The sequence below is a fragment of the Terrabacter sp. R4-6 genome (genome assembly GCF_057529065.1).
In genome coordinates this window covers 270,645-294,675 of record NZ_CP197224.1, presented here as the reverse complement: position 1 = coordinate 294,675, position 24,031 = coordinate 270,645, and the positions used below count along the sequence as shown (strand labels likewise).

At 73.1% G+C, this 24,031-nt stretch carries 23 protein-coding genes; 8 read left to right on the top strand and 15 right to left on the bottom strand.

The genetic code is table 11. The annotated features are described in order from the left end of the window. Nucleotides 1–9 precede the first annotated feature (9 nt). Nucleotides 10–1,893: a 2-oxoglutarate dehydrogenase, E2 component, dihydrolipoamide succinyltransferase gene (gene sucB / locus ACSSS0_RS01385; RefSeq protein ID WP_487229767.1), complete on the bottom strand. Its 1,884-nt coding sequence runs from the start codon at nt 1,891–1,893 to the stop codon at nt 10–12. 31 nt (nt 1,894–1,924) lie between these two features. Further along, nucleotides 1,925–3,304: a dihydrolipoyl dehydrogenase gene (gene lpdA / locus ACSSS0_RS01380; protein ID WP_435985720.1), complete on the bottom strand. Its 1,380-nt coding sequence runs from the start codon at nt 3,302–3,304 to the stop codon at nt 1,925–1,927. Nucleotides 3,305–3,505: 201 nt separating this feature from the next. On the opposite strand from lpdA, the gene ACSSS0_RS01375 reads away from it, so the two are divergent. Together ACSSS0_RS01375 and ACSSS0_RS01370 are read left to right on the top strand one after the other, a co-directional pair. Continuing rightward, nucleotides 3,506–3,853: a hypothetical protein gene (locus ACSSS0_RS01375; protein WP_028785791.1), complete on the top strand. Its 348-nt coding sequence runs from the start codon at nt 3,506–3,508 to the stop codon at nt 3,851–3,853. A 141-nt stretch (nt 3,854–3,994) separates the two neighbouring features. Continuing rightward, entirely contained in the window at nt 3,995–4,183 is a 189-nt protein-coding gene (locus tag ACSSS0_RS01370) for a DUF5302 domain-containing protein (RefSeq protein WP_435985721.1), read from the top strand. A gap of 77 nt (nt 4,184–4,260) precedes the next feature. Here ACSSS0_RS01370 and ACSSS0_RS01365 read toward each other — a convergent pair whose 3' ends face one another. Then, the gene (locus tag ACSSS0_RS01365; RefSeq protein WP_487229766.1) at nt 4,261–5,730 is read right to left on the bottom strand and encodes a leucyl aminopeptidase; all 1,470 of its coding nucleotides are present in this window, start codon (nt 5,728–5,730) and stop codon (nt 4,261–4,263) included. 184 nt (nt 5,731–5,914) lie between these two features. Here ACSSS0_RS01365 and gcvT point away from each other — a divergent pair, with 184 nt between their 5' ends. Beyond that, on the top strand, nt 5,915–7,033 hold the full coding sequence (gene gcvT, locus ACSSS0_RS01360; RefSeq protein WP_435985723.1) for a glycine cleavage system aminomethyltransferase GcvT: 1,119 nt from the start codon (nt 5,915–5,917) through the stop codon (nt 7,031–7,033). Between the two features lie 81 nt (nt 7,034–7,114). Here the strand turns inward: gcvT and ACSSS0_RS01355 are convergent, their stop codons facing one another. Next, nucleotides 7,115–8,251: a DmpA family aminopeptidase gene (locus ACSSS0_RS01355; protein WP_487229765.1), complete on the bottom strand. Its 1,137-nt coding sequence runs from the start codon at nt 8,249–8,251 to the stop codon at nt 7,115–7,117. 141 nt (nt 8,252–8,392) lie between these two features. On the opposite strand from ACSSS0_RS01355, the gene ACSSS0_RS01350 reads away from it, so the two are divergent. Next, the gene (locus ACSSS0_RS01350) at nt 8,393–9,640 is read left to right on the top strand and encodes a Mur ligase family protein (RefSeq protein WP_487229764.1); all 1,248 of its coding nucleotides are present in this window, start codon (nt 8,393–8,395) and stop codon (nt 9,638–9,640) included. Next, entirely contained in the window at nt 9,637–10,422 is a 786-nt protein-coding gene (locus ACSSS0_RS01345) for a hypothetical protein (protein ID WP_487229763.1), read from the top strand. The genes ACSSS0_RS01350 and ACSSS0_RS01345 overlap by 4 nt, the downstream gene beginning before the upstream one ends. Before the next feature lie 147 nt (nt 10,423–10,569). Here the strand turns inward: ACSSS0_RS01345 and ACSSS0_RS01340 are convergent, their stop codons facing one another. The 6 genes from ACSSS0_RS01340 to ACSSS0_RS01315 are packed head-to-tail and all read right to left on the bottom strand — an operon-like array spanning nt 10,570 to nt 16,300. Further along, nucleotides 10,570–11,376 carry an adenosylcobinamide-GDP ribazoletransferase gene (locus ACSSS0_RS01340; protein ID WP_487229762.1) on the bottom strand — a complete coding sequence of 269 codons (807 nt, stop codon included), beginning with the start codon at nt 11,374–11,376 and terminating at the stop codon, nt 10,570–10,572. Next, the gene (locus tag ACSSS0_RS01335; protein ID WP_487229761.1) at nt 11,369–11,986 is read right to left on the bottom strand and encodes a bifunctional adenosylcobinamide kinase/adenosylcobinamide-phosphate guanylyltransferase; all 618 of its coding nucleotides are present in this window, start codon (nt 11,984–11,986) and stop codon (nt 11,369–11,371) included. The genes ACSSS0_RS01340 and ACSSS0_RS01335 overlap by 8 nt, the downstream gene beginning before the upstream one ends. After that, nucleotides 11,983–12,840, bottom strand: coding sequence for an ECF transporter S component (locus ACSSS0_RS01330; protein ID WP_487229760.1), 858 nt, complete (start codon nt 12,838–12,840; stop codon nt 11,983–11,985). Before ACSSS0_RS01330 ends, ACSSS0_RS01335 begins: the two co-directional genes overlap by 4 nt. Further along, nucleotides 12,837–14,459, bottom strand: coding sequence for an ABC transporter ATP-binding protein (locus tag ACSSS0_RS01325; RefSeq protein ID WP_487229759.1), 1,623 nt, complete (start codon nt 14,457–14,459; stop codon nt 12,837–12,839). The genes ACSSS0_RS01330 and ACSSS0_RS01325 overlap by 4 nt, the downstream gene beginning before the upstream one ends. After that, nucleotides 14,456–15,541 carry an energy-coupling factor transporter transmembrane component T gene (locus tag ACSSS0_RS01320; RefSeq protein ID WP_487229758.1) on the bottom strand — a complete coding sequence of 362 codons (1,086 nt, stop codon included), beginning with the start codon at nt 15,539–15,541 and terminating at the stop codon, nt 14,456–14,458. Before ACSSS0_RS01320 ends, ACSSS0_RS01325 begins: the two co-directional genes overlap by 4 nt. Before the next feature lie 15 nt (nt 15,542–15,556). Continuing rightward, a complete protein-coding gene (locus tag ACSSS0_RS01315; RefSeq protein ID WP_487229757.1) occupies nt 15,557–16,300 on the bottom strand; it encodes an SCO2322 family protein in 744 nt (247 codons plus the stop codon). Between the two features lie 277 nt (nt 16,301–16,577). Between ACSSS0_RS01315 and ACSSS0_RS01310 the strand changes: the two genes are divergently transcribed. Next, entirely contained in the window at nt 16,578–16,793 is a 216-nt protein-coding gene (locus ACSSS0_RS01310; RefSeq protein ID WP_056781174.1) for a hypothetical protein, read from the top strand. After that, complete coding sequence (locus tag ACSSS0_RS01305) at nt 16,790–18,163, top strand: serine hydrolase domain-containing protein (RefSeq protein ID WP_487229756.1); 1,374 nt, start codon at nt 16,790–16,792, stop codon at nt 18,161–18,163. The genes ACSSS0_RS01310 and ACSSS0_RS01305 overlap by 4 nt, the downstream gene beginning before the upstream one ends. A 36-nt stretch (nt 18,164–18,199) precedes the next feature. Here ACSSS0_RS01305 and ACSSS0_RS01300 read toward each other — a convergent pair whose 3' ends face one another. From ACSSS0_RS01300 to ACSSS0_RS01290, 3 genes are all read right to left on the bottom strand, one after another. Then, nucleotides 18,200–18,781, bottom strand: a complete 582-nt coding sequence (locus ACSSS0_RS01300; protein WP_487229755.1) for a DUF3043 domain-containing protein — start codon at nt 18,779–18,781, stop codon at nt 18,200–18,202. Nucleotides 18,782–18,855: 74 nt separating this feature from the next. After that, nucleotides 18,856–19,437 (bottom strand): protein-L-isoaspartate O-methyltransferase family protein, encoded by a 582-nt coding sequence (locus tag ACSSS0_RS01295; RefSeq protein ID WP_487229754.1) that lies wholly within the window; start codon nt 19,435–19,437, stop codon nt 18,856–18,858. 71 nt (nt 19,438–19,508) lie between these two features. Beyond that, nucleotides 19,509–20,318 carry a methyltransferase gene (locus ACSSS0_RS01290; protein ID WP_487229753.1) on the bottom strand — a complete coding sequence of 270 codons (810 nt, stop codon included), beginning with the start codon at nt 20,316–20,318 and terminating at the stop codon, nt 19,509–19,511. A 114-nt stretch (nt 20,319–20,432) separates the two neighbouring features. On the opposite strand from ACSSS0_RS01290, the gene ACSSS0_RS01285 reads away from it, so the two are divergent. Beyond that, nucleotides 20,433–21,803, top strand: a complete 1,371-nt coding sequence (locus ACSSS0_RS01285) for a M20/M25/M40 family metallo-hydrolase (RefSeq protein ID WP_487229752.1) — start codon at nt 20,433–20,435, stop codon at nt 21,801–21,803. A gap of 148 nt (nt 21,804–21,951) precedes the next feature. Here ACSSS0_RS01285 and ACSSS0_RS01280 read toward each other — a convergent pair whose 3' ends face one another. Both ACSSS0_RS01280 and nadA read right to left on the bottom strand, forming a co-directional pair. Then, nucleotides 21,952–22,731 carry a metallophosphoesterase family protein gene (locus ACSSS0_RS01280; RefSeq protein ID WP_487229751.1) on the bottom strand — a complete coding sequence of 260 codons (780 nt, stop codon included), beginning with the start codon at nt 22,729–22,731 and terminating at the stop codon, nt 21,952–21,954. 6 nt (nt 22,732–22,737) lie between these two features. After that, nucleotides 22,738–23,958: a quinolinate synthase NadA gene (nadA, locus tag ACSSS0_RS01275; RefSeq protein ID WP_487229750.1), complete on the bottom strand. Its 1,221-nt coding sequence runs from the start codon at nt 23,956–23,958 to the stop codon at nt 22,738–22,740. Nucleotides 23,959–24,031 lie beyond the last annotated feature (73 nt).

Sequence of the window (24,031 nt, the reverse complement as noted above, 5' to 3'; positions counted from 1 at the left end):
CAGGGGACCTCAGGCCTCGAACTGGCCCTCTTCGAGCCTGGCCTTCATCGTGCCGAGGAACCGTGCTGCGTCGGCTCCGTCGACGATGCGGTGGTCGTAGGACAGGGCGAGGTACATCATCGAGCGGATGGCGATGGTCTCGCCGCCGTCGGCGTCGGTGACGACGACGGGCCGCTTGACGATCGCGCCGGTGCCGAGGATGGCCACCTGCGGCTGGTTGATGATCGGCGTGTCGAAGAGCGCGCCGCGGCTGCCGGTGTTGGTGATCGTGAAGGTGCCACCGGCCAGGTCGTCGGGCGTGATCTTGTTGCTGCGCGTGCGCGCGGCGACGTCGGCGATGGCCCGGGCGAGACCGGCGATGTTGAGGTCACCGGCGTTCTTGACGACCGGGACGATGAGGCCCTTCTCCGTGTCGACGGCGATCGAGAGGTTCTCGCTGCCGTGGTAGACGACCTCGTCGCCCTCGATGCTCGCGTTGACCATCGGGTGCGCCTTGAGCGCCTCGGTCGCAGCGAGGGCGAGGAACGGCAGGAAGCTGAGCTTCGTGCCCTCACGGGCCTCGAAGTCGCTCTTGACCCTGGCGCGCAGGCGGGCGACCTTCGTGAGGTCGACCTCGACCACGGTGGTCAGCTGCGCGGAGACCTGCAGCGACTCGACCATGCGGGTCGCGATGACCTTGCGCAGTCGGGTCATCTTCTCGCGGGTGCCACGCTTCGGCGAGACCGCCGCAGCCGTGGGGGAGGCGCCGGGTGCGGCCGCGGCTGCCGGAGCGGCGGCGGGCTGCGCGGCGGGTGCCGGCTCGGCCGGTGCCTTGGCTGCCTCGGCGGCGTCGAGGACGTCCTGCTTGCGGATGCGACCGCCGACGCCCGTGCCGGTGATCGAGCCGAGGTCGACACCGTGCTGGTTCGCGAGCTTGCGGACCAGGGGCGTGACGTAGGCGGCGGCGTCGTCGCGCGACGGCGCCTCCGCCGGGGCGGCGGCCTCGGGGGACTGCTGGGCGGGGGCGCGCTCGGCGTCGGCCGGCTTTCCGGCAGCCTCCTGCGTCGCCTCCTCCGGCTGCTCCTGCGCCGGAGCCTTCGGCGCCTCGGCGGCGGGCTCGGGTGCCTTCTGGGGCTCGGGCTCGGGCTCCGGCGCCTTCGCGGGCTCGGGTGCCTTCTCCGGCTCGGCGGCCTTCTCGGGCTCGGCGGCCTTCTCGGGCTCGGCGGCCGCGGCGGGCGCGCCACCGCCGATGACGGCGAGGTCGGCGCCGACGGGGACGGTGTCGTCCTCCTGGACGAGGATCTTGGTCAGGGTGCCGGCGACAGGAGAGGGGATCTCGGTGTCGACCTTGTCGGTGGAGACCTCGAGGAGCGGCTCGTCGACGGCGACCTCGTCTCCCTCCGACTTGAGCCAGCGGGTGACGGTGCCCTCGGTGACCGACTCGCCGAGCGCGGGCATGGTCACGGTCTGGCCCTCGCCACCGCCGGATGTCGAGGAGGCAGCAGCCTGCGGCGCCTCGGCCTGCTCGGCCTCGGGCTCGCTCGTCGCGGCCTGCGGCTCCTGCTCGGTGCTCGGGGCCTCGGGTGCCGGGGCGGCCTCGGGCTCCTTCTCGGGCTCCGGCTCGGGCTCGGGCGCCGACTCGGCGGCCGGGGCATCGCCACCGGAGGCGGGAGCGTCGCCGTCGCCGATGACGGCGAGGTCGGCGCCGACGGGGACGGTGTCGTCCTCCTGGGCGAGGATCTCCTGGAGGGTGCCCGCCACGGGGGAGGGGATCTCGGTGTCGACCTTGTCGGTCGAGACCTCGAGCAGCGGCTCGTCGACCTCGACGCGGTCACCGACGTTCTTCAGCCAGCGGGTGACGGTCCCCTCGGTGACTGACTCACCCAGGGCCGGCATGGTCACGCGTTCTGACATGACGTGTTTTCTCCTCTTCCCAGTTTCTGGCTCAAGCGTGTGCGTGCAGGGGCTTACCCGCCAAGGCCAAGTGTGCCTCGCCGAGCGCCTCGTTCTGTGTGGGGTGCGCGTGGATGAGACCGGCGACGTCCTCCGGGTGCGCCTCCCAGTTGACGATGAGCTGTGCCTCGCCGATCTGCTCACCCATCCGGGCCCCGATCATGTGGACGCCGACGACGGGCCCGTCGACCTGGCGCACGAGCTTGACGAAGCCCTGGGTGCCGAGGATCTGGGACTTGCCGTTGCCGCCGAGGTTGTACTCGTACGTCGCGACGTCGCCGTGCTTCTCGCGAGCCTGGGCCTCGGTGAGGCCGACGCTCGCGATCTCGGGGTCGCAGTACGTGACGCGGGGGATGCCCGTCTCGTCGATGGGCGCGGGTGCGAGGCCAGCGATCTCCTCGGCGACGAAGATGCCCTGGGCGAAGCCGCGGTGCGCGAGCTGGAGCCCGGGCACGATGTCGCCCACGGCGTAGACGCCGTCGACGCCGGTGCGCAGGCGCTCGTCGGTGGGCACGAAGCCGCGGTCGACCGTGACACCGGCGGCCTCGAAGCCGAGTCCCTCGGTCACCGGCCCGCGGCCCACGGCCACGAGCAGCAGGTCGGCCTCGATGGTCTCGCCCGACTCGAGCGAGACGGTGACGACGTCACCCTCCTGTGTGGCACCCGCGAAGCGGACACCGGTCCGGAAGACGATCTTGCGCTTGCGGAAGGAGCGCTCGAGCTGCTTGCTGATCGCCTCGTCCTCGGCGGCGACGAGCCGCGGCAGCGCCTCGACGATCGTCACCTCCGAGCCGAAGCTCTTGAAGACGGAGGCGAACTCGACGCCGATGACCCCGCCACCGAGCACGACGACCCGGGCCGGCACGTGGTCGATCGAGAGGGCCTGCTCGCTCGTCATGATGCGGCCGCCGATCTCGAGCCCCGGGAGCGACTTCGCGTAGCTGCCCGTGGCGAGCACGACGTTGCGGCCGGTGATGCGACGGTCGCCGACGACGACGGTGTGCGGCCCGTCGAGGACGCCCGCGCCCTCGACGTAGTCGATCTTCGCGGCCTTCACGAGACCCTGCAGGCCCTTGTAGAGACGGCTGACGACGCCGTCCTTGTAGGCGTTGACGCCCGACATGTCGACCGACTCGAAGGTCGTCTTCACCCCGAACGACGCACCCTCGCGGGCGACGTCGGCGACCTCGGCCGCGTGGAGCAGCGCCTTGGTCGGGATGCAGCCCTGGTGCAGGCACGTGCCGCCCAGACGCCCCTTCTCCACGAGCGCCACGGAGAGCCCCAGCTCTGCCGACCGCAGGGCACAGGCGTAGCCGCCGGACCCTCCACCGAGAATGACGACGTCGTAGTCGCCTGCGGCACCAGCCGGCATGTGCATGTGCTCCTTCGGGTGAATCGCCTGCTCCCGCCGTCGTGCAGCAGGAGTCCGCGGACGTTCTGGCGTACGCGTGGGTGGGCGTACGGGTGGGCGTGCAACAGCATCTTGTCATTGATCGGATGAGACGTCACAGGCAGGTCACGCCTCCCGGCGCGCTGTGGTGGTGGGCACGGGTCGACCCCGTACAGTGCCGCCATGGGCTGGTTCTCACGACGCGGCAGCCGCAAGGGCAATCCCTTTCCCGGCCGGTCCGACGGGCCGCAGATGGAGATCGACCGGAAGGCGGTCGAGCAGCACCTGCGCGCGTTCGTCGAGTCGCGCCTCGGGGTCGAGGCCTACGTCGAACCCGCCACGAGCGTCACCCCGACGACGATCGTGCTCATCGCCTGGGACGGCGAGTGGACGCGTCGCGCCGTGCCGTCGCCCAAGGACGGCTTCGAGATGAGCCAGAAGCTCGGCGTCCCGGTCTACGACGTCAACAAGACGGGCTATCCCAACCGGATGCGCGAGTGGAGCAAGCGCCGACGTCAGGGAGATGCCTGACCCGGCGGCACGGCATACGACCTCGTCGTCGGTTGCCGGGCAAGAAGGCAAAAAGGGTGGACCGGGCCCCGGTTCGCTGACAGGGTGAAAAGTGTTCAGTCCGTGCCGGATTCGGCGCCACAGCACACAGGAGGTTCTCGAATGTCGAAGCAGGATGGCGAATCCGCAGGTCCGAGCGAGGAGATGAAGGCCAAGTTCCGGGCGGCGCTCGACAAGAAGCACGCCCACGGCGGCAAGGACGTCTCCGACGACCACGACCGCACCAAGGTGCACGGCGCACACGGCCCCGCCAAGGCCCAGCAGATGTTCCGTCGCAAGTCCGGCGGCTGACCCCAGCCGCAGACGCCGAGAGGCCCCGTTCCGTCACGGAACGGGGCCTCTCGCGCGTCGACGTCAGACGTAGGGCGTCAGACGTAGGACTCGGCGAGGCCGACCAGGGTGCGCACGCCGAAGCCGGTGCCGCCCTTGGGCCAGTAGCCCGTCGGGGCCTTGTCGTTGTAGGCGGGCCCGGCGATGTCGAGGTGGCTCCACGGGATGCCCTCGCCGACGAACTCGCTGAGGAAGATGCCGGCCGTCAGCATGCCGCCCTCGGCGCCGCCCTTGTGCGCGAGGTCGGCGTTGATCGAGTCGAGGCCGGGACGCAGCTCGGTGGGCAGCGGCATCGGCCACATGGCCTCGCCGACCGTGGAGGCCGCGTCGAGGACGCGGGTGCGGAAGTCGTCGTCGTTGCCCATGACGGCAGCCGTGTTGGCGAGCGCCACGACCTGCGCACCGGTGAGCGTGGCGATGTCGACGATGGCGTCGGGCTTGCTCTCCGATGCCAGGGCGATGCAGTCACCGAGGACCATGCGACCCTCGGCGTCGGTGTTGAGCACCTCGACGGTCGTGCCGCCGCGCATCGTCACGACGTCGCTCGGGCGCTGGGCCGTCGAGCTCGGCATGTTCTCGGCGAGTCCGAGGTAGCCGGTGACGGCGATCGGCAGGCCGAGCTCGGCGATGGCGAGGACGGCGCCGGCGACGGCGGCCGCACCGGCCATGTCGCACTTCATCGTCAGCATGCCGTTGGCCGGCTTGATGCAGAGGCCGCCAGAGTCGAAGGTGATGCCCTTGCCGACGAAGGCGATGGACGCCTTGGGTCGCGTGGGCGTGTAGCTGAGGACGGCGATCCGCGGCTCGTTGGCCGAGCCCTGGCCGACACCGACGGTGCCGCCGAAGCCGCCCGCACGCAGGGCCTTCATGTCGTAGGACTTGAGCTTGACCTTCGTGCCCTTGACGCGGTCGGCGAGGGAGTCGACGAACGTCTCCGGGTAGAGCAGGTTCGGCGGGAGGTTGACGAGGTCACGCGTGTACGCGACGGCCTCACCGAGCGCGGCGGCTCGCTTGACGGCACGGCGCGAGGCGGCGTCGGCCGGACCGACGAGCGCGACGGCCGCGACGGCGTCGGTGCTCCGCGTGCCGGCCTTGGACACGGCGTACGCCCCGAGCGCCACGCCCTCGGCGACGGCGGAGACGACCTCGACGGACGTGCCCGGCACGACGACCGCGACCTTCTTCTTGCGGCTCAGCGAGCGGATCGCCCCGCCGATGCCCTTGCGGACGTCCTCGAGCGCGGACGCGTCGGCGGACAGCTGGCCCACACCGGCGAGCACGACGAGCTTGGCGGCCACCTCGGGCACGGCCGCGAGGGTGGTGACCTCACCGACCTTGCCGGCGAGCTCGAGGTCGGTGACGACGGACTTGAGGTGGGCGACGGTCTTGCGGGGGAGTCCGTGGCCGGGGGCCAGGGTGGCACCGCCGTCACTGGGGACGAGCGCGACGACGAGCGCGTCGCCGGCCGTGTCGGCGGCCGAGCGGTTCGAGATGGTCAGGTTGGCCACGAAGGACTCCTTTGTCGAGGTGCTTGCGGGCGCACGGTCACAGCACGTCCTGAGGGGTGCGTCGAGGGTGCGTCGCTGGCGCACGGGCTCGTGCGCCGGTCGAACTCACGACACCGCCGCTGGTGGCGGCGTTCGATGATAACGAGCGGAGGCGGCATACCCGCTGGGCGGTAGGTTGACGACCATGACGACAGCGACGTCGGGGACGACCTCCCCGCTCACCTCACCCCTGCACGACCGCCACGTCGCCCTCGGCGCCAAGATGGCCGACTTCGGTGGCTGGGACATGCCGATCGAGTACCCGGGCGGCGGCGTCGTCGCCGAGCACACCGCAGTGCGCGAGCGCGTCGGCGTCTTCGACGTGAGCCACCTCGGCAAGGCCTCGGTGACCGGCCCGGGCGCGGCCGACTTCGTCAACGCGTGCCTGACCAACGACGTGCGCCGCATCCAGCCCGGCTCGGCGCAGTACACCCTGTGCTGCGACGACGCGGGGGGCGTCGTCGACGACCTCATCGTCTACCTCAAGTCCGACGACGACGTCTTCCTCATCCCCAACGCGGCCAACACCGCCGAGGTCGTCCGACGGCTGCAGGCCGCCGCGCCGGAGGGCATCACCGTCACGAACCTGCACCGCGACTACGGCGTCATCGCCGTCCAGGGCACGAAGAGCGACGAGGTGCTCGAGTCGCTGGGTCTGCCGACCGGCCACGACTACATGTCGTTCGTCGAGGCGGACTGGCAGGGCACGCCGGTCATCGTCTGCCGCACCGGCTACACCGGTGAGCGCGGCTACGAGCTCGTGCCGCGCTGGGACGACGCGCCTGCGCTGTGGGACGCGCTCGTCGAGGCGGTCGCCCCGTTCGACGGCAAGCCCTGCGGTCTGGGTGCGCGCGACACGCTCCGGACCGAGATGGGCTACCCGCTGCACGGACAGGACCTGTCGTTGCAGATCTCGCCCGTCCAGGCGCGCGCCGGCTGGGCCGTCGGCTGGAAGAAGGACACCTTCTGGGGCAAGCAGGCTCTCGAGGCCGAGCGTGCCAACCCGACGCGCCTCATGCGAGGTCTGCTCGTGACCGGTCGCGGCATCCCGCGCGCCCACTGCACCGTGTCGTGGAACGGGGCCGCGGCCGGCGAGGTCACGTCCGGCACCTTCTCGCCCACGCTCAAGCAGGGCATCGCGCTCGCGCTGCTCAACCCCGAGATCGCTGACGGCGAGACGGTGTCGATCGACGTGCGAGGTCGCGCCCTCGAGGCGACCGTCGTCAAGCCGCCGTTCGTGCAGGTGCAGGTCCGCGAGAGCTGAGTCCCAGCTCCGAGAACGTATGCCGGGTGGCGCGCCCGAGTGCGCCACCTGGCACACGTCGTCCGTCGGGGTCGCGGGCGGCTACTCGCGGAGGGAGAAGCGGCGCCGGCCGTGGCGGTCGAGGATGCTCGCAAGACGCTCGCCGTCGAGGGCGTGGATCGTCAGGCCGTCGCGGCCCTCCATCGTCTCGGCCTGGAGCATGGCGTTGAGGATCGCCTCGGCGGTGGCCTCGATGACGGCGCCGAACATCGCGTCGAAGTACTCGAGGGCGAGCATCTCGACCTGCATCCCGATCTCGGTCCGGGCGCCGGGGCCCTGGTCGGGCATCCCGTGCGCGGCCGTCGAGAAGGCGATCATGAGGTCACCGGAGTAGTTGTCCCCGCGGGCGCCGAACTTCGCGATGCCGAGCCCGGCGCGCTGGGCCAGCCGGTTGAGCTGGTGTGGGAGCAGGGGCGCGTCGGTCGCGACGACGGCGAGCACCGAACCCGTGCCCGGCGGCGGGACCCGGGTGATCTCGGACATGCGGGGGAAGGGCACGACCTTCTTCGTGAGGACGTGGCCGACGGGCACGCCGTTGACCTCGAAGTGCTTGCGGTCGCCGTGGTTGGCCTGCACGAGGACGCCCACCGTGAAGCGACGGTCGCCGAGGTCGACGACCCGCGAGGCCGTGCCGGTGCCGCCCTTGAAGCCGTAGCACTGCGTGCCCGTGCCGCCACCGACGTTGCCCTCCGCGATGACGCCGGTGCGCGCGTCGTCGAAGGCGGCATGCACGTGCTCGCGGGTAACGTGCTGGCCGCTGATGTCGTTGAGGATGCCGTCCCACGTCTCGCCGACGACCGGCAGCATGATCGGCATCCGCCCCGGCACCCGGGTCTCGCGGGCGATGAGGGAGTCGCGCACGACGCCGACGCTGTCGGTGTTGGTCAGGGCGATGGGGCTCGAGAGCATGCCCGACTCGTGCAGCCACTCGAGACCGGTCAGCTCGCCGAACCCGTTGAGCCGGTGGTAGCCGGCGAAGACCGGCTCGGTGGAGGCACGGCCGCCGTGGGGGAGCACCACGGTGACGCCGGTGCGCACCGGTCCCTGCCCGACGGTCATCTCGCCCTCGCCGTGCACGATCGTGCTGTAGCCGACCCGTACGCCTTCGACGTCGGTGATCGCGTTGAGTGGACCCGAGCGCCCCGTCCCGATCTCGATCCCGACATCGGTGGCTCGCACGCGGTCTCCTCCTCGTCCACCCGCGGACCGGGAGAACCGGTGCTGCGGCTACGATCTGGCTTGTCGATCTGGCATGTCACCGAGCGGTCGCCCCTCGCTGCCGAGCGGCGCGACCCACGATGTCGAGAAGGGTAACCGCTTTTGTCTGACGCACGCGATCCGCTCCGCGCCCGCCTGGCGCTGGCCACGGGACGGTCGGCGGGACGGCTCTCGCAGGCCCTCGGCAAGGGCTCCGGCTCCATGATCGGTGGCCGCCTCGCCCTCCGCGTCGACCCGCAGGTGCTCCGCGCCGTGGCCGGTGACCGGCGCAGCGTCCTCGTCACCGGCACCAACGGCAAGAGCACCGTGACCGCCCTCGTCGCCGCGGCGATCACGCCCGGCGGCACCGTCGTGAGCAACACGACCGGCGCCAACATGACCGACGGCATCGTCACCGCCCTCTCGGCAGACCGCACCTCCGAGCTCGCAGCCCTCGAGGTCGACGAGGTCTACCTCGAGCCGGTGGCCCGCGGCACCCGGCCCAAGGCGGTCGTCGTGCTCAACAGCTCCCGCGAGTACACCCGCGGCGTGTCCCTCCGGAGCACGCTCGAGCACTGGCGCCGCACCGCCGCCGCGCTGCCCGACGACTGCGTCGCCATCGTCAACGTCGACGACCCGCTCGTCAGCTGGGCCTTCGAGACCGCGCCGCGCCGCATCGGCGTCAGCGGCGGCCTCTACTGGCGCGGCGACGCCCTCATCTGCCCGGCCTGTGGCTCGGTCCAGGACTTCACCGACGACTCGTGGAGCTGCCCCGGCTGCCAGCGCTCGAGACCGGAGCCCGACTGGAAGGTCGTGCCGGACGGCGACGGCTGGGCCGTCGAGCACTCCGGGGAGCGCACGCGCATCGAGGTCACGGTTCCCGGCCGCACCGGTCCGGTGGGCGGCGCCTTCGCCCTCGCCGCGGCCGACGCGCTCGGCGTCGACGTCGCCACGGCCGCCGAGCGGGTGAGCGCCGTCGCCGACGTCGACGGCCGCTATGCGCCGTACCGGCTCGGCCACCACGCCGCTCGTCTGCTCATGCTCAAGAACCCCGCCGGGTGGGCGGAGGCGATCGACGTCGCGGTCTCGACCGGCCGGCCGCTCGTCGTCGCCGTCGACCCGTTCGGCCCCAAGGACACCGCCACCATGTGGGAGGCGCCGTTCGAGCGCCTCGCGGGCCAGCGGGTCGCCGTCACGGGCGGGCGCACGGCCGACGCCGTGGCGATCCTCGACGCCGCGGGGGTTGAGGTCGTCGAGGCCCCCGACATCGAGTCGGCCGTTCGCGCCCATGCACCGGGCGAGGTGATGGTGGCCTGCAACTACCCGGCCTTCCGACGCATCTCCAAGCAGTTCCGAGGAGGCACCCATTGAGCCGGGCACTCACCGTCGCCACGCTCTTCCCGCTCGCCACGGTCGCCGCGGCCGACGAGGCCAACGCGAAGGCGCTCGTGCGCCGCGGCGCCGCGCGTGACCTCTCCGTCGAGACCGTCACCGTCGACCGCGCCGACTCCTTCGTCGACGCGGACGTCTACCTCGTCGGCGGCACCGGACGCGGTGGCGTGGCGGCCCTCGTCGAGGCGCTGACGTCGACCGACCTCGCGGCACGCGTCGCTGACGGCGCCGTGCTCCTCGCGGTCGACGCCGGTCTCGACGCGATCGCCCGCTCGTGGGTCGACCCGTCCGGTGCCCGGCACCAGGGCCTCGGTCTGGCACCGGTCACCGTCCACCCGGCTCCCGAGGTCACCGGCACCGTCGTGACCCGGCCCGACGCCTCGCTCGACCTGCCGGCCCTCATCGGCTGGGAGGCGCACGACCTCCGCACGGATCGCGAGGACGGCGCGCGGGCCCTCTTCACCCTCGAGGTGGGCGCCGGCAACCGCACCGACGACGCCGCCGGCGCCACGACCGAGGGTGTGCTCGCCGGGTCGGTCCTCGGCACCCGTCTGCACGGACCGCTGCTGGCGCTCAACCCGGAGCTCGCCGACCTCGTCCTGGCCCGGGCCACGCGCCGGACCGAGCCGTGGGCCGTGCTCGAGTCCCCGGCGGTCGAGCGCGCCCGTCGCGAGCGCATCGCCGAGGTGCGACGCGAGTCGCCGAAGGCCGACTGGCGCGGCCGTCTCCCCGGACCGGTAGCAGGCCGCCTCCGCCGCTGACCCCATCCGCGTCAACCGTCGAGAGGCCACGACCGACAGCCGTGGGGCGCCGCCTCGCTCGTCCAGACGTGGCCTCTCGACGTGAGGGATGCGGCCGGACGTGGCCAGTCGACGTGAGGGACGCGGCCGGACGTGGCCTCTCGACGGTCAGAGGTGGGGGAGGGCGGTGGTGACGACGGTCGCTGCCACGAGCCCGGCGGCCAGGGCGACCTCGACGGCCGCGCCGATGACGTCGCCCGTGACCCCGCCCAGACGCCGCACCGCGTGACGCCGGGTCACGACGGCCCCGGCCACCGCGACGAGCACGACGACGACGGCGCCGAGGCCGACGGTCCACGACGTCTCGCCGAGCACCCCTGACAGCCCGCCGACCGCGAGCCCGGCAAGCACGCCCATCGCGGCGACGAGCCCCAGCAGCCGCCCCCGGGCCACGGTGCCGGCGACACCCTGACCGAGTCCCTCGGGACGGGCGGGAGGTATGCCGTCCCGCGCGCACACCGCGCACGCGAGCCGGCTGGCCACGAGGGCCACGACGGCCAGCGCCGTGCCAAGCGCGCCGACGAGCAGGGAGGCGAGGCAGGCGGCGTCGAGGAGGAGGACGAGCACGACCGCTGCAGCGCCGGCCGGACCGGTGTCGCCGCGTCGCATGACCTCGAGAGACCGCACCGGGTCGTGCCCGGAGGTGAGCCCGTCGGCGAGGTCCGCGAGCCCGTCGAGGTGGAGCGCCCGGGACAGCAGCGCCGTGACGACGAGCGCGAGCACGGCCACCACGCCGGAGGGGGCCCAGCCTGTGACCGAGACCGTGCCGAGCACGATCCAGGCGAGGGCGGCCGGCGCCGCCGTCACGGGTGCGAGGAGCATGGACCGGCCGAGGACGGCCCGGTCGACGTGCGTCGGGGGCCCGACGGGCAGGGCCGTGAAGGTGCCGAACGCCAGGCGCCAGGCGTCACGCATCGAGCGTCCCGCTCCGCGGCTCGCGGGTCACGACGGGGGCGTCACTGAGGTCGACGACGCGTCCCGCGACGACGAGGTGCACGCGGGCCGCCACCGTCGCGACGAGCGCGTTGAGGCGGCCCAGCTCGTCCTGGAAGAGGCGTCCGGAGGCCGTCGTCGGCACCAGCGACCAGCCGACCTCGTTCGTCACGACGACCACGGGCACCGTTGCGGCGCAGAGTGCCTCGACGAGCCCGTCGGCCTCGCGACGCACCGCGCCCGCCGCGGCGACGAGGTCGTCCCAGCCGGCCTCGTCGACGAGGGCCGCGAGCCACGTGCCGAGGCAGTCGACGAGCACGGGACCCGTGGCGGCCTCGATCGACCCGGCCACGTCCGTCGTCTCGAGGGTCCGCCACGTCGCGGGTCGGCGCGTGCGGTGGTCCTCGACGCGCCGGCTCCACTCGGGGTCCGAGGCGTCGGCGCGGCGCCCGGTCGCGACGTAGGTGACGTCGTCGTGGCCCTCGACGAGGTCCTCGGCGTGGCGGCTCTTGCCGCTGCGCACCGGTCCCGTGACGAGGGTGGTCGTCCGGGCCCGGCGAGGTGAGAACGCGACGCCGTCCGTGCTGGTCATCGCAGCCCGCTCGCGTCCTGCAGCGGGACCTCGCGGGTCGCTCCTGGCGCGGGTGCCGGGCCGAAGACGACCGGGACCCCGAAGGCCGCCCGCCGCGCGCCGCGCCGGAAGACACGGAGCAGCGCCGGGCCGGCCAGCAGGACGAGGGCCGCGTTGAGCACGCCCCGCGGCAGGTCCCACGCGAGGGACGTCGCGAGGTAGAAGAGGGCGTAGTGGGCGAGGTTCTCCGAGACCGGGGCGCCGGGGACGAAGCCCATCCCGCTGGGCGCGTTGGTCCCGAGGAACGGCCAGAACCAGAGGTTCATGAAGAGCCCGAAGGCGAGTCCCGTCACGAGGGCGTATGCCGCGAGCACCCAGTGCTCGACGCGTCCTCCCGCACGGCCGGGGAGCAGGCCGGCGCCGAGCCCGATGCCTCCGGCGCAGATCATCTGGAAGGGCAGCCAGGGGCCGACCCCGCCGGTCAGCAGGGCGCCCGTCGTGACGGCGAGCGCCCCGGACACGAAGCCGACGCCGGGGCCGAGCACGCGTCCGGCCACGATGACGACGAAGAACATCGGCTCGAGCCCGGCGGTGCCGGCGCTGAGCAGCCGCAGGCCACCGCCTGCGGCAGCAGCAACGCCGAGGACCGCGATCGTCTTGGCGTCGAGACGTCCGGCCGTGACCTCGGCGAGGCACACGACCGCGAGCAGCCCGAGCAGGACGGCGAAGAGCCAGGGCGCGTCGTTGCCGTGGTCGCGCGCGAAGTCCCCGGTGACGAAGAAGGGCCACGTGAACGCGACGAGCCCGACGATCCCGACCACCCCGACGGCCACGACGGCCGGCCAGCGCAGCGGGATGACGCGGCGGCCCGTCATGCGATCCTCGCGAGGGCGCCAGCGACCTCGGCCACGGTGAGCCACGTCTGGGGCAGGAGCACCTTCGTCACCTGCGGGGCGAACGCCGGTGACGAGGCGAGGACCTCACGCGTCGGGCCGTCGGTGACGACCTCCCCGTCGGCGAGGATGACGACACGGTCGGCGACCTCGGCCGCGAGCTCGACGTCGTGGGTCGCGAGCAGGACCGTCGTGCCGTGCGCCGCGAGGCCCGTGAGCATCTCGCCGAGCCGCTTCTTGGCGCCGTAGTCGAGGCCGCGCGTCGGCTCGTCGAGCAGGAGCACCTCGGGCGACCCCGAGAGGATGACGGCGAGCGCGAGCTCGAGGCGCTGGCCCTCGGACAGGTCGCGCGGGTGCACGGTGGGGTCGATGCCTCCGGAGATGCGGTCGAGCAGGCCGCGGGCCGTTCCCGGAGCGGCGCCGAAGTCCTGGTCGGCCGCGGTGCACTCGGCCGCCACGGTGTCGGCGTAGAGGAGCAGCTCGGGCTGCTGGGGCACGAGCCCGACGGTGCGCACCCGCTCGCGGGCGGACCGGGCGTGCGGGTCGACGCCTCCGGCCCCGACGCGCACCGTCCCGCCGGACAGCCGGTGCTGGGCCGCGATGGCGCCGAGGAGCGTCGACTTGCCGGCGCCGTTGCGCCCCATGAGCGTCGTCACCGAGCCGCGGGCCACGGCGAGGTCGACGCCGTCGAGGACGACCCGGCCGCCGCGCGCGACGCGGACTCCGTCGACGGTGACGGCGTCGGCGGGCCCGATCACCCGGAGGTCGGCCAGGGGGCGCGGGGTGCTCGTGCCGAGGGCCTCGCGCAGCGCGGCGGCCTTGCGGCGCGCGTCACGGATGGACAACGGTGTCGGAGACCACCCGACGAGCCGGGAGAGGCCGACGACGGGCGGGTAGATCTGGGAGCGCAGCATCGCCTCGGCGGGGTCGAGCAGCTCGGACACGTGGCCCTCGTCGACGAGGACGACGCGGTCGGCGTGGTGCACGACGCGCTCGAGCCGGTGCTCGGCCAGCACGACCGTGACCCCGAGGTCGTGCACGATGCGGTGGAGCGAGGCCAGGACCTCTTCTGCCGCAACGGGATCCAGCGCCGAGGTCGGCTCGTCGAGCACGAGGACCCGAGGGCCGGCGGCGAAGAGGGCGGCGATCGCGACGCGCTGCTGCTGACCCCCCGAGAGGGTGCGCAACGCCCGGGCGCGCAGGGGAGTGAGTCCGAAGAGGTCGAGCGTCTCCTCGACGCGGCGACGGATCGTCGTCGAGTCCAGCCCCATCGTCTCCATGCCGTAGGCGACCTCGTCCTCGACGACGTCGGTGACGAAGGTCGAGGACGGGTTCTGCTCCACGAGGCCGACCACGGTCGCGAGGTCGCGCGGACGGTGCTCGGCCGTGTCGAGCCCGTCGACGGTGACGCGTCCGGTGAGCGTGCCGCCGCTGAAGTGCGGCACGAGCCCGTTGATGGTGCGCAGCAGCGTCGACTTGCCGCTTCCCGTGGGGCCGACGACAAGGACGAGCTCGCCCTCGGGGATCTCGAGCGTGACGTCGTGGAGGCTGGGAGCGGGAGTGTCGGCATACTGCATCGACACGTGCTCGAAGGTGATCATGGAGCGACCTCCCGGGGACGGGGCGACAGCCAGGCAGGCGTGGCGGCCACGAGCAGCGCGAGGACGGCGAGGAGCGGCACGGCGGGCAGCTCGGCCTGCTGGCTCGGCACGATGCCCTCCCAGCCCTGCACCGAGCCGACGACGAGGACCGCGGCGGGCACGGCGCCCGCGACGACCGTCACGGTCTCGGTCCACGTCCACCGGTCGCGACGATGTCCCGACCGGGGGTCGCGTGACGCGCCGACGAGCAGGCTCGAGCCGGCGAGCAGTGCGCCCAGCACGAGGACCGGCAGCCCGAGCACCCCGCCGGCGGAGGAGTCGAGCAGACCGTAGAGCCCGGCGAGCACACCGACGAGACCAGCGAGGGCGAGCCCGGTGGCGGCACGGCGGCTCGTCGTCGTGGAGCGGACCGCGCGACCGTAGCCGCGCGACTCCATCGACGCGGCCAGCCCGAGCGATCGCTCGAAGGCGGTCTCGAGCACGGGCACGGTGAGGCGCGCCATCTCCCGCAGGCCCCGGCCGTCGCGTCCGCGCAGCGTGCGGGCCGCCCGCACGTCACGGGCGTCGGTCAGCAGCTGCGGTGCGAAGGTCAGGCCGACGACGACGGCCGTGCCGACGTCGTAGAGCGTGGCGGGCAGGTAGCGCAGTAGCCGGCGCGGGCTCGCCAGCGCGTTGGCGGCGCCGAGGCACGCGAGGACCGCGGCGAGGCGCAGGGCGTCGTAGGCGGCATACAGCAGGGACTCGAGCGTGACCGTGCCGCCGATGCGCACGCCCGCGGCCCACTCCGGCAGCGGGACGTTCGGCAGGGTCATGACGACGGTCTCGCCGACGATGCCGTTGCCGAGCAACGCCGTCATGACGATGCGGAAGGCGACGATGACGGCACCGATGACGAGGAAGGCGGGCAGCGGGTTGACCGTGGCGGGGTCGTGGCGCTCGCTGACGACGAGCACGCAGACGCCGATGACGAGCAGCAGCAGGACCGGGTTGGTCGTGCGCGACGCAGCGGTGGCCAGGCCCAGCCCCCACAGCCACCAGGCTGCGGGGTGCTGGAGCCGGGCCTTGCGCTGGAGTCCCGCCACGTCCGTCGGGGCTCCTCAGGCGTCCTGGCGGGCGCGCGAACGCGAGCGCACGAGCAGGTAGCCGACGAGCGCGAGCAGGACGAGGCCCGCGATGACGTATGCCGCGACCGTCCCACCCGAGGTGCCGGACGTCGGCGCTGCGGCGACGTCGGTGCCCGAGGCGGCAGGGGTCGTGGCCGCCGCGGACGGTGTGGCTGCCGGAGCGGCGATGGTCACCGGCTGGTCCGCCGCCTTCGCCTCGGGGCTGACCTCCTTGACGGCACCGCCGCAGTCGCTCGTCGGGTAGCCGTCCACCCCGCAGACGAGGCCCTTCTCGGTGCGCACGTCACCGGCCTGAGCGAGCACCACGGCGCTCGTGGCGTCCGTGGCGACGACCGCGCACAGGGCCTTCGGCTCGGGCGGGGTGGCGCCGTCGGCGGCGTCGGCCGGACGACCGAAGTCGACGACGAGACCGACGCGCTTCTTGCCCGCCTCGGCGGGGGTCGTGCCGCAGACCTGGTCGAAGGTGAGGACGGCGCGCGGGTAGCGGGTCGAGGCCTCGTCGGCGACGGCGAAGCGCCAGCCGTCGACGCTGCCGTCCTTCGGGACCGTCTGGTCCGGGCCCTTCTGTGCGAAGGTCCAGGCGCCGTCGGAGAGCTGGTAGAAGCCCCAGTAGCGGTAGGCGGCGGCGTGGGCCGGCGCGATGGTGAGGGCCGAGAGGCAGGCCGCGATGAGCGCGGCGAGCACGACCCGGAGCGGGGCACGACGGACAGGGGACACGGTTTCCTCCTCGCGGTCGGACACCATGTCGGGTCTGCTGGCTGAGGCCGGCCCGGCGGGGTGACTCCGGTCCGCATTCCACGACAGACTGACAAAGGAGCCGGTGGGACGCGGGTTTTCCGGCTGGTCACCCCGGGCCGCGCTGCGGCGGGAGGTGGCTTCACGGTTGCGGGTCAGCGCCGGAGTCACACCGGCTTGCCCCATCGTCCTTCGGTTAGGCGAACCGTCGCACGCGGGGCGTCCGCCCGTCAAACGGCGCGCCAACTAGGGTGGCCGCATGAGTGCTGACTGGTCCTGGCTGTTCCTCGACGCGCACGGCAACCCGGTGGAGGGGGAGGGCGTGACGACGTCGGGCTTCCCGACCCAGAGCGACGCCGAGAGCTACCTCGGGGAGTCGTGGCGCGAGCTGCTCGACGCCGGCGTCGAGGCGGTCACCCTGCGTGAGAACGACACCGTCGTCTACGGCCCGATGAGCCTGCGGGCCGCGGAGTGAGCGCGCCGCTCGGCGCCGGCAACCCGTCGGACACGGCGCTGTCGGCCGGGCTCGAGCGCGACCTGCTCGCCCGGGTCGTCACGGCCCAGCGCTCGTGGCGCTCACCGGGCGTCAGCGTCGGCGTCGTGCGCGACGGCGTGCTCGTCTGGTCGGCGCACGTGGGGTCGGCCCGCCTCGGGTCGCAGCCCGCACCGGCCACCGACGACACGCAGTTCATGATCGGCTCGGTGACGAAGACGTTCACGGCGCTGGCCGTCATGACGCTGCGTGACGAGGGGCTGCTGTCGCTCGACGACGCGCTCGAGACGTACGTGCCCGGCACCAGGCATGCACGGGTTCCCTTGCGGCAGATGCTCGCCCACGCCTCGGGACTGCAGCGCGAGCCCGTCGGCAACATCTGGGAGAGCCTCGTGGCGCCCGAGCGCGAGGAGTTCCTGGCCGGCGTCGAGCAGGCCGAGCAGGTGCTCCCCGCCCACCACGCCTTCCACTACTCCAACCTCGCCTACGGCCTCCTCGGCCAGGTCGTCGAGCGCGTCACGGGACGGGACTGGGAGCACGTCGTCCGCGAGCGCGTGCTCGAGCCCCTCGGGATGAGCCGCACCGGCCTGACGCCCGCCGACGACCGCGCCCTCGGCTACCAGGTCGACCCCTATGCCGGCACCGCGAGCGAGGAGCCGCTCTTCACGCTCAACGCGACGGCGCCGCTCGGTGGCCTGTGGTCGACCGTCGCCGACATGGCGCGCTACGCGGCCTACGTCGCGAGCCCCGACGACCGGGTCGTGCGGCCCGAGACCGTCGAGGAGATGTGCCGGCCGATCATCATGACCGACGTCGACGGCTGGAGCGGCGCCTACGGGCTCGGCTTCGGCATGGGCCGTCGCGGCGACCGCGTCTACGTCGGCCACGGCGGAGCCATGCCGGGCTTCCTCACCGGCCTGCGGGTCCGTCGCAAGGACGGCGTCGGCGCGGTCGTCTTCGCCAACGCCACGTCCGGGGCCATGACCCTCGGGCTCGCGACCGACCTCGTCGAGGCCGTCGTCGACGCCGAGCCGTCAGTGGCGGCGGCGTGGGTGCCCGAGACGGAGCAGCCGGCCCTGGCCGAGCTCCTCGGCCTGTGGTGGTCGGAGGGCTCGCCCCTCACCTTCTTCGTGCGTGGCGGCGAGCTGTGGTCGCGGCTCGCCGACGACGAGCCGCTCTCCGAGACGCGGTATGCCGCCGAGGGCACCGACCGCTTCCGTGCCGTGGCGGGTCGGGAGCGCGGCGAGGTGCTCGAGGTCGTGCGCGCCGGTGACGGCTCCGTCGACAAGCTCTACTTCGCGACGTACGCCGTGACACGGGCGCCGCTCGCGTTCGCCGACCTGCAGGGCTGAGCCGGGCGGTCAGCAGCCCGTCGCACCCGAGGTCGGTCAGGCGGGGTGCTCGCCGCGGGCGACCTGCGGCTTCGGCATGCGCGTGCGGCGCATCTGGAAGGCACGCATGATGGCGTACCACGCGTCGCCCTTCTCGGCGCCGCCGAACCTGTCGTCCATCTTGCGCCGCGTGCGGCGCCACATCAGCAGGGCGTCGCCGATGGCCACGAGGATGAGGCCGTAGACGAGGACGAAGACGAGCAGCAGGGCCCAGTTCGTGCGGACGAAGCTGAGCAGCAGGACGATGAGCATGATCGGCAGCATGAACTCGCCGATGTTCCAGCGGGCGTCGACGGTGTCGCGGATGAAGCGACGGCGGGGGCCCTTGTCACGGGCGGGGAGGTACTTCTCGTCCCCCGTCATCATGCCGGCGCGCTGCTTGGCCATCGCCTCGCGGCGGGCTGCCTTGTCCTGCTTCGTCGCGGCCTTGCGGTCGGTGACGATGAGGGGACGCTTGTTGAGGGCCTCCTGCTCGCGCCGCTTCGGCGTCGGCCGGTTCTTCGCGCCGGGGCGCGCCGACTCGTCGGTCGAGGCCGTGGGTGAGAGCTCTTCGTTGAGGGTCTTCTTGCGTCCGAACACGGGGACACTCTAAGCCGAAGGGCGGCCGGGACCCGCATCGCGCCCACGGCCACACGGCATACGGCCCCTCGTCGTCACGACCCGGGTGACGTGCGGAGCGGGACGAACCGGTAGTGCCCGTGCCGCGTGGTCCGGAGCGTGCCGTGGTCGCGCACGGCGAGTGTCATGGTGCCGGCGACGGGGACGACGAGCCGCCCGGGGTCGCCGAGCTGGTCGACGAGCGGCTGGGGCAGGGTGTGCGCCTCCGCCGAGACGAGGATGCGGTCCCAGGGCGCACCGTCGGGATCTCCGAGCACGCCGGCGGCGGCCTCGTGGATCTCTGCCCAGGGCATCCGGGTGGCAGCGAGGTTCTCGGCACCCCAGCGCGCCAGGGCGGGCTCGAGCTCGACGCCGACGACCTCGCCGGTCGGCCCGGTGAGGTGGGCGAGCAGGGCGGTCGTCCAGCCGGAGCCCGAGCCGACGTCGAGGACGCGCTGGCCGGGTTGCACGTCGAGCAGGCGGAGCATGTCGGCGACGGTCCGCGGCTGGGAGTTCGTCTGGCCGTGCCCGATGAGGATCGGGGCGTCGTGGGCCGCACGGGACCGGGCGCCGCGGGGGAGGAAGCCCGCGCGCGGCACCGCGGCGAAGGCCTGCTGCACCCGGTCGACGGCGTCCATGGTCCGAGCCAAGCACGACCGGGCGCGGACGTCAGCCCCCGGCGGCGTGGCGGGACGCGCCGACGGGGGAGTCAGGCCCTCCGCCGGGCGATGACGTGCACGAGGGTCCCGAGCGCGCGGTAGGGGTCGGTCGAGCCGAGCATCTCCTCGACGTCGAGCAGGGTCGCGAGCTCGTCGCCCTCCGGAGGCGGCTCGTCGACGGCGACGTCGTCGCTCGCGACGCGGATGCCGTACCACGCGACGACCTCGAGGCCTGCGGCCTCGCAGTCGGCCGTCAGCGAGGCGAGGGTGTCGGCGCGGGCGTCGACGCCGATCTCGTTGCGGTAGCGGGCGTGCCGGCCCTCCCGGGCCGCGCGGCGCGTCTCGTCGAGCATCGCGAGGGCCGCGGGCCACTCGTGCCGCCCGGCCGGGCGCCAGGCCATCGCGTCACCGTTGCGGGCCGCGATCGACACGATGCCGCCCGGCGCGACGCGACGGGCCAGGCCGGCCACCGCGGAGCGGCTCTCGGGGAGGTACATGAGGACGCCGTGGCACATGACGACGTCGTATGCCGTCGGCCGCGTCACGCTCGCGAGGCCGGCGAGGTCGGTGGCCTCGAGGGTGACGTGGTCGCGCTGGTCCGGAGTGAGTCCGGCGGCGGCCTGCTCGAAGGTGGCGCGCATCCGCCCGTCCGGCTCGACGGCGGTCACCGAGTGGCCGAGCCGGGCCAGGCGCAGCGCCTGCGTGCCCTGCCCGGCGCCGACGTCGAGGACGCGGAGCGGGCCACGTGGCAGGTGCGCCGCGAGCTGCCGGGTGACCATCTCCTGGCGCACGACGTTGCGCAGGTTGCCCAGGCGCTCGAGCCACGGGTCCTGCCCGGCGACGAACGGGTTGTCTCCCATCCGTCCGAACCTACCCATGGGGGACGACAGCTCCCGAGGCGGCCACCGCGAGGGTGGTGGACCGGGGCCTCGCCTGCCTCGTGGGACGGACGCCCGCGTGGGTAGGGTCGGCACGTGACTGACGACGCCCTCACCCCCGCCCAGATCCAGCAGATCCGCGACCGCGTGGCCGAGCTCATGCCGCAGGTCCGGGCCGACCTCGAGGAGCTCGTGCGCATCCCGAGCGTCTCGGCCTCGTCCTTCGACCAGAGCCAGGTGACCCGCAGCGCGGACGCCGTCGCCGAGCTGCTCCGCGGCGAGGGACTCGACGTCGAGGTCGTCGTCGAGGGTGGCCGTCCCGCCGTCATCGGGCACCTCGACGGCCCCGAGGGAGCTCCCACCGTGACGCTCTACGCGCACCACGACGTGCAGCCCCCCGGCGACGACGCCGACTGGGACAGCTCGCCGTTCGAGCCCGAGGAGCGCGAGGGTCGCCTCTACGGCCGCGGTGCGGCCGACGACAAGGCAGGCGTCATGGCCCACGTCGCCGCACTGCGTGCCCACGCCGGCAACCTGCCCGTCGGCGTCACCGTCTTCGTCGAGGGTGAGGAGGAGTCCGGCTCCCCGTCGCTCGGCACGATCCTCGAGAAGCACGGCGACCGCCTCGCCGCCGACGCCATCGTCATCGCCGACTCCGGCAACTGGGACATCGGCACGCCCGCCCTCACCACGACCCTGCGCGGCGGCATCCGCGTCGTCGTCCGAGTGCAGACGCTCGACCACTCCGTGCACTCCGGCATGTTCGGCGGTGCGGCGCCCGATGCCACCACCGCGCTCGTGCGCCTGCTCGCCTCGCTCCACGACGCCGACGGCACCGTGGCCGTGGCCGGGCTCGACGCCGGTGAGGCCGCCGACATCGACTACGACGAGCAGCGCTTCCGCGCCGAGTCGGGCCTGCTCGACGGCGTGTCGCTCATCGGGTCCGGCTCGATCCTCAGCCGGCTGTGGAACAAGCCCTCGATCACGACGATCGGCATCGACGCGACGTCCATCGACAAGGCGTCGAACACGCTGTCGGCCAAGGCTGCCGCCAAGATCTCCGTCCGGCTGGCACCGACCCAGGACCCGCTCGTCGCCTTCGAGCGGGTGCGTGAGCACCTCGAGGCCCACGCCCCGTGGGGTGCCCGCCTGACCGTCGAGCTCGAGGAGCACGGCTCGGGCTTCGCGGCCGACGCGAACGGCCCCGTCTACGACGAGGCGCGGGCATCCTTCGCCGACGCGTGGGGGACCGAGCCGGTCGACATGGGCGTGGGTGGCTCGATCCCGTTCATCTCCGACTTCTCGGCGCGCTTCCCCGACGCCTCGATCATCGTCACCGGGGTCGAGGACCCCGACACCCGCGCCCACGGCGCGAACGAGTCACTGCACCTCGGCGAGTTCGAGAAGGTCTGCGTGGCCGAGGCGGTCTTCCTCGCCCGGCTGGGAGCGCTGCGGTCCGCCCACTGAGGCGGGCGGCATACGCCATCGGTCCGAGGGTCGACCGATCACGTGTGCGATGGTGCTGCGTCTGCTGGGGTGGTCACACCACCGGAGGCGGCACCATCAGCAAGGTCCTCCACGCCGGAGCCCGGCGGGCCCGGGCCGGCCCGGCGGCTCAGGGGGCGGGGACCGCCGACCCCCGGTAGCGCTGCTCGCGCAGCTCGAGGGCGTACGCCTCCGCGCCCGGCATCCCGAGCTCCTGGGCGATCGCGACCTCGGCCTCGACGTCGTACGGGACGCGCACGAAGGCGATCCCGACGTGGCCCGGCGGCTCCTCCTCTCCGGGGGCGGTGAGGCTTCCCTCGAGCACGACGTAGGGCGCGCCCGGGCCGTCGAGGGCGTTGCCGACCGAACCGGCGTTGAAGACGGTGAGGCCGTAGTCGACGGCGAGGTAGGCGCCGTGGATGTCGCCGTAGCCGACGATCGTGGGGACCGGCCCGTCACCGGTGAACTCCGTCTGTGCGACGAAGGCGCGGTGCTCGGCCTCGGTGGTGGGCGCGTAGACACGGGTGAACTCGTCGACCGGGGACGCGTGGAAGAAGCGGATCGGCTGCCCGCTCAACACGAGCTCGTGCACGTTCGGCAGGTCCGCGAGCCACCGCCGGTCAGCAGGTGTCAGCTCGTCGTGGACCCACTGCGGGTGCTCCCAGGGGTGCTCGTCGTCACGCGCGATGAAGGCGTCCCAGTTGCCGCGGACCGTCGGGATGTCACGGTCGCGGGTGATCCGGATGCACTCCGAGCCGCGCGGGCCCTTGCCGACGACGTCACCGAGGTTGACGACGTGCTCGATCCCGCGACGCGCGATGTCGGCGAGCACGGCTTCGTACGCGGTCACGTTGCCGTGCACGTCGGAGACGACGGCGACCCGGTGGAGGTCGCCTGCGGGTGACGTCACCGTGGCTTAGTCCTTGTGGGTCGTGCCGGGCAGCGCGAGCATCCGGTCGAGGGCCGCGCGGGCCTCGGCGGCCACGGTCGGGTCGACGTGGATGGGGTTGACGACCCGACCCTCGACGAGGGACTCGAGCGCCCACACGAGGTGCGGCAGGTCGATGCGGTTCATCGTCGAGCAGTAGCAGACGTTCTTCTCCAGGAAGGCGATCCGCTGCTCGGGGAACTGCTGCGCGAGCCGTCGCACGAGGTTGAGCTCGGTGCCGACGACCCACGACGTGCCGGCCGGCGCGGCGGCGATGGTCTGGATGATCTTCTCGGTCGAGCCCACCTCGTCGGCCCGCTCGACGACCTCGTACTGGCACTCGGGGTGGACGATGACCTTGACGCCCGGGATCTCGCGGCGGGCGGCCTCGACGGCGTCGACGGAGAAGCGGCCGTGCACCGAGCAGTGCCCGCGCCAGAGGATCATCCGCGCCTTCTCGAGCTGCTCGCGGGTCAGGCCGCCGTTCGGGCGGTGCGGGTCCCAGACGACGCAGTCGTCGAGCGAGAGGCCGAGCTCGCGCACCGCGGTGTTGCGGCCGAGGTGCTGGTCAGGCAGGAAGAGCACCTTGCCCGTGCCGGTCCCGTCCAAGCCGACGCCACCGACCTGCTCGAAGGCCCAGTCGAGGGCGGTGCGGGCGTTGGAGCTCGTGCAGATGGTGCCGCCGTGCCGGCCGGTGAAGGCCTTGATCGCGGCGGAGGAGTTCATGTAGGTGACGGGGATCGTCTCGCCGGCGACGCCGGCCGCGGTCAACTGCTCCCAGCAGTCCTCGACCTGGGCGATGGCGGCCATGTCGGCCATCGAGCAGCCCGCTGCGAGGTCGGGCAGGATCACGGTCTGCTCGTCGCTCGTGAGGATGTCGGCGGACTCGGCCATGAAGTGCACGCCGCAGAAGACGATGTAGGGCGCGTCGGGCCGGGCGGCGGCGTCGCGGGCGAGCTTGAACGAGTCGCCGGTGACGTCGGCGAACTCGATGACCTCGTCGCGCTGGTAGTGGTGCCCGAGGACGAAGACGCGGTCCCCGAGCGCCGCCTTGGCCGCGCGGGCGCGCTCGACGAGGCCGGGGTCGGACGCGGGCGGCAGGTCGCCCGGGCACTCGACGCCGCGCTCGGTGTGCAGGTCGGTGCCCTGCCCGAGCACGAGGAGGGGGAGCGGAGCAGGTGCCGGGGCCGATGCCGTGTCGGTCGTCATGAGCAGATCGTATGCCGCCGCGCGGGCTCCCAGCGCTCGGGCACTTGACCTCAAGTCAACGTGATGTCTGACG

Coding starts and splice junctions, on each gene's coding strand:
- sucB (WP_487229767.1), bottom strand. CDS start 1,893: ATGTCAGAACGCGTGACCATGCCGGCCCTGGGTGAGTCAGTCACCGAG.
- lpdA (WP_435985720.1), bottom strand. CDS start 3,304: ATGCCGGCTGGTGCCGCAGGCGACTACGACGTCGTCATTCTCGGTGGA.
- ACSSS0_RS01375 (WP_028785791.1), top strand. CDS start 3,506: ATGGGCTGGTTCTCACGACGCGGCAGCCGCAAGGGCAATCCCTTTCCC.
- ACSSS0_RS01370 (WP_435985721.1), top strand. CDS start 3,995: ATGTCGAAGCAGGATGGCGAATCCGCAGGTCCGAGCGAGGAGATGAAG.
- gcvT (WP_435985723.1), top strand. CDS start 5,915: ATGACGACAGCGACGTCGGGGACGACCTCCCCGCTCACCTCACCCCTG.
- ACSSS0_RS01340 (WP_487229762.1), bottom strand. CDS start 11,376: ATGCGTGACGCCTGGCGCCTGGCGTTCGGCACCTTCACGGCCCTGCCC.
- ACSSS0_RS01335 (WP_487229761.1), bottom strand. CDS start 11,986: ATGACCAGCACGGACGGCGTCGCGTTCTCACCTCGCCGGGCCCGGACG.
- ACSSS0_RS01330 (WP_487229760.1), bottom strand. CDS start 12,840: ATGACGGGCCGCCGCGTCATCCCGCTGCGCTGGCCGGCCGTCGTGGCC.
- ACSSS0_RS01325 (WP_487229759.1), bottom strand. CDS start 14,459: ATGATCACCTTCGAGCACGTGTCGATGCAGTATGCCGACACTCCCGCT.
- ACSSS0_RS01310 (WP_056781174.1), top strand. CDS start 16,578: ATGAGTGCTGACTGGTCCTGGCTGTTCCTCGACGCGCACGGCAACCCG.
- ACSSS0_RS01295 (WP_487229754.1), bottom strand. CDS start 19,437: ATGGACGCCGTCGACCGGGTGCAGCAGGCCTTCGCCGCGGTGCCGCGC.
- ACSSS0_RS01290 (WP_487229753.1), bottom strand. CDS start 20,318: ATGGGAGACAACCCGTTCGTCGCCGGGCAGGACCCGTGGCTCGAGCGC.
- nadA (WP_487229750.1), bottom strand. CDS start 23,958: ATGACGACCGACACGGCATCGGCCCCGGCACCTGCTCCGCTCCCCCTC.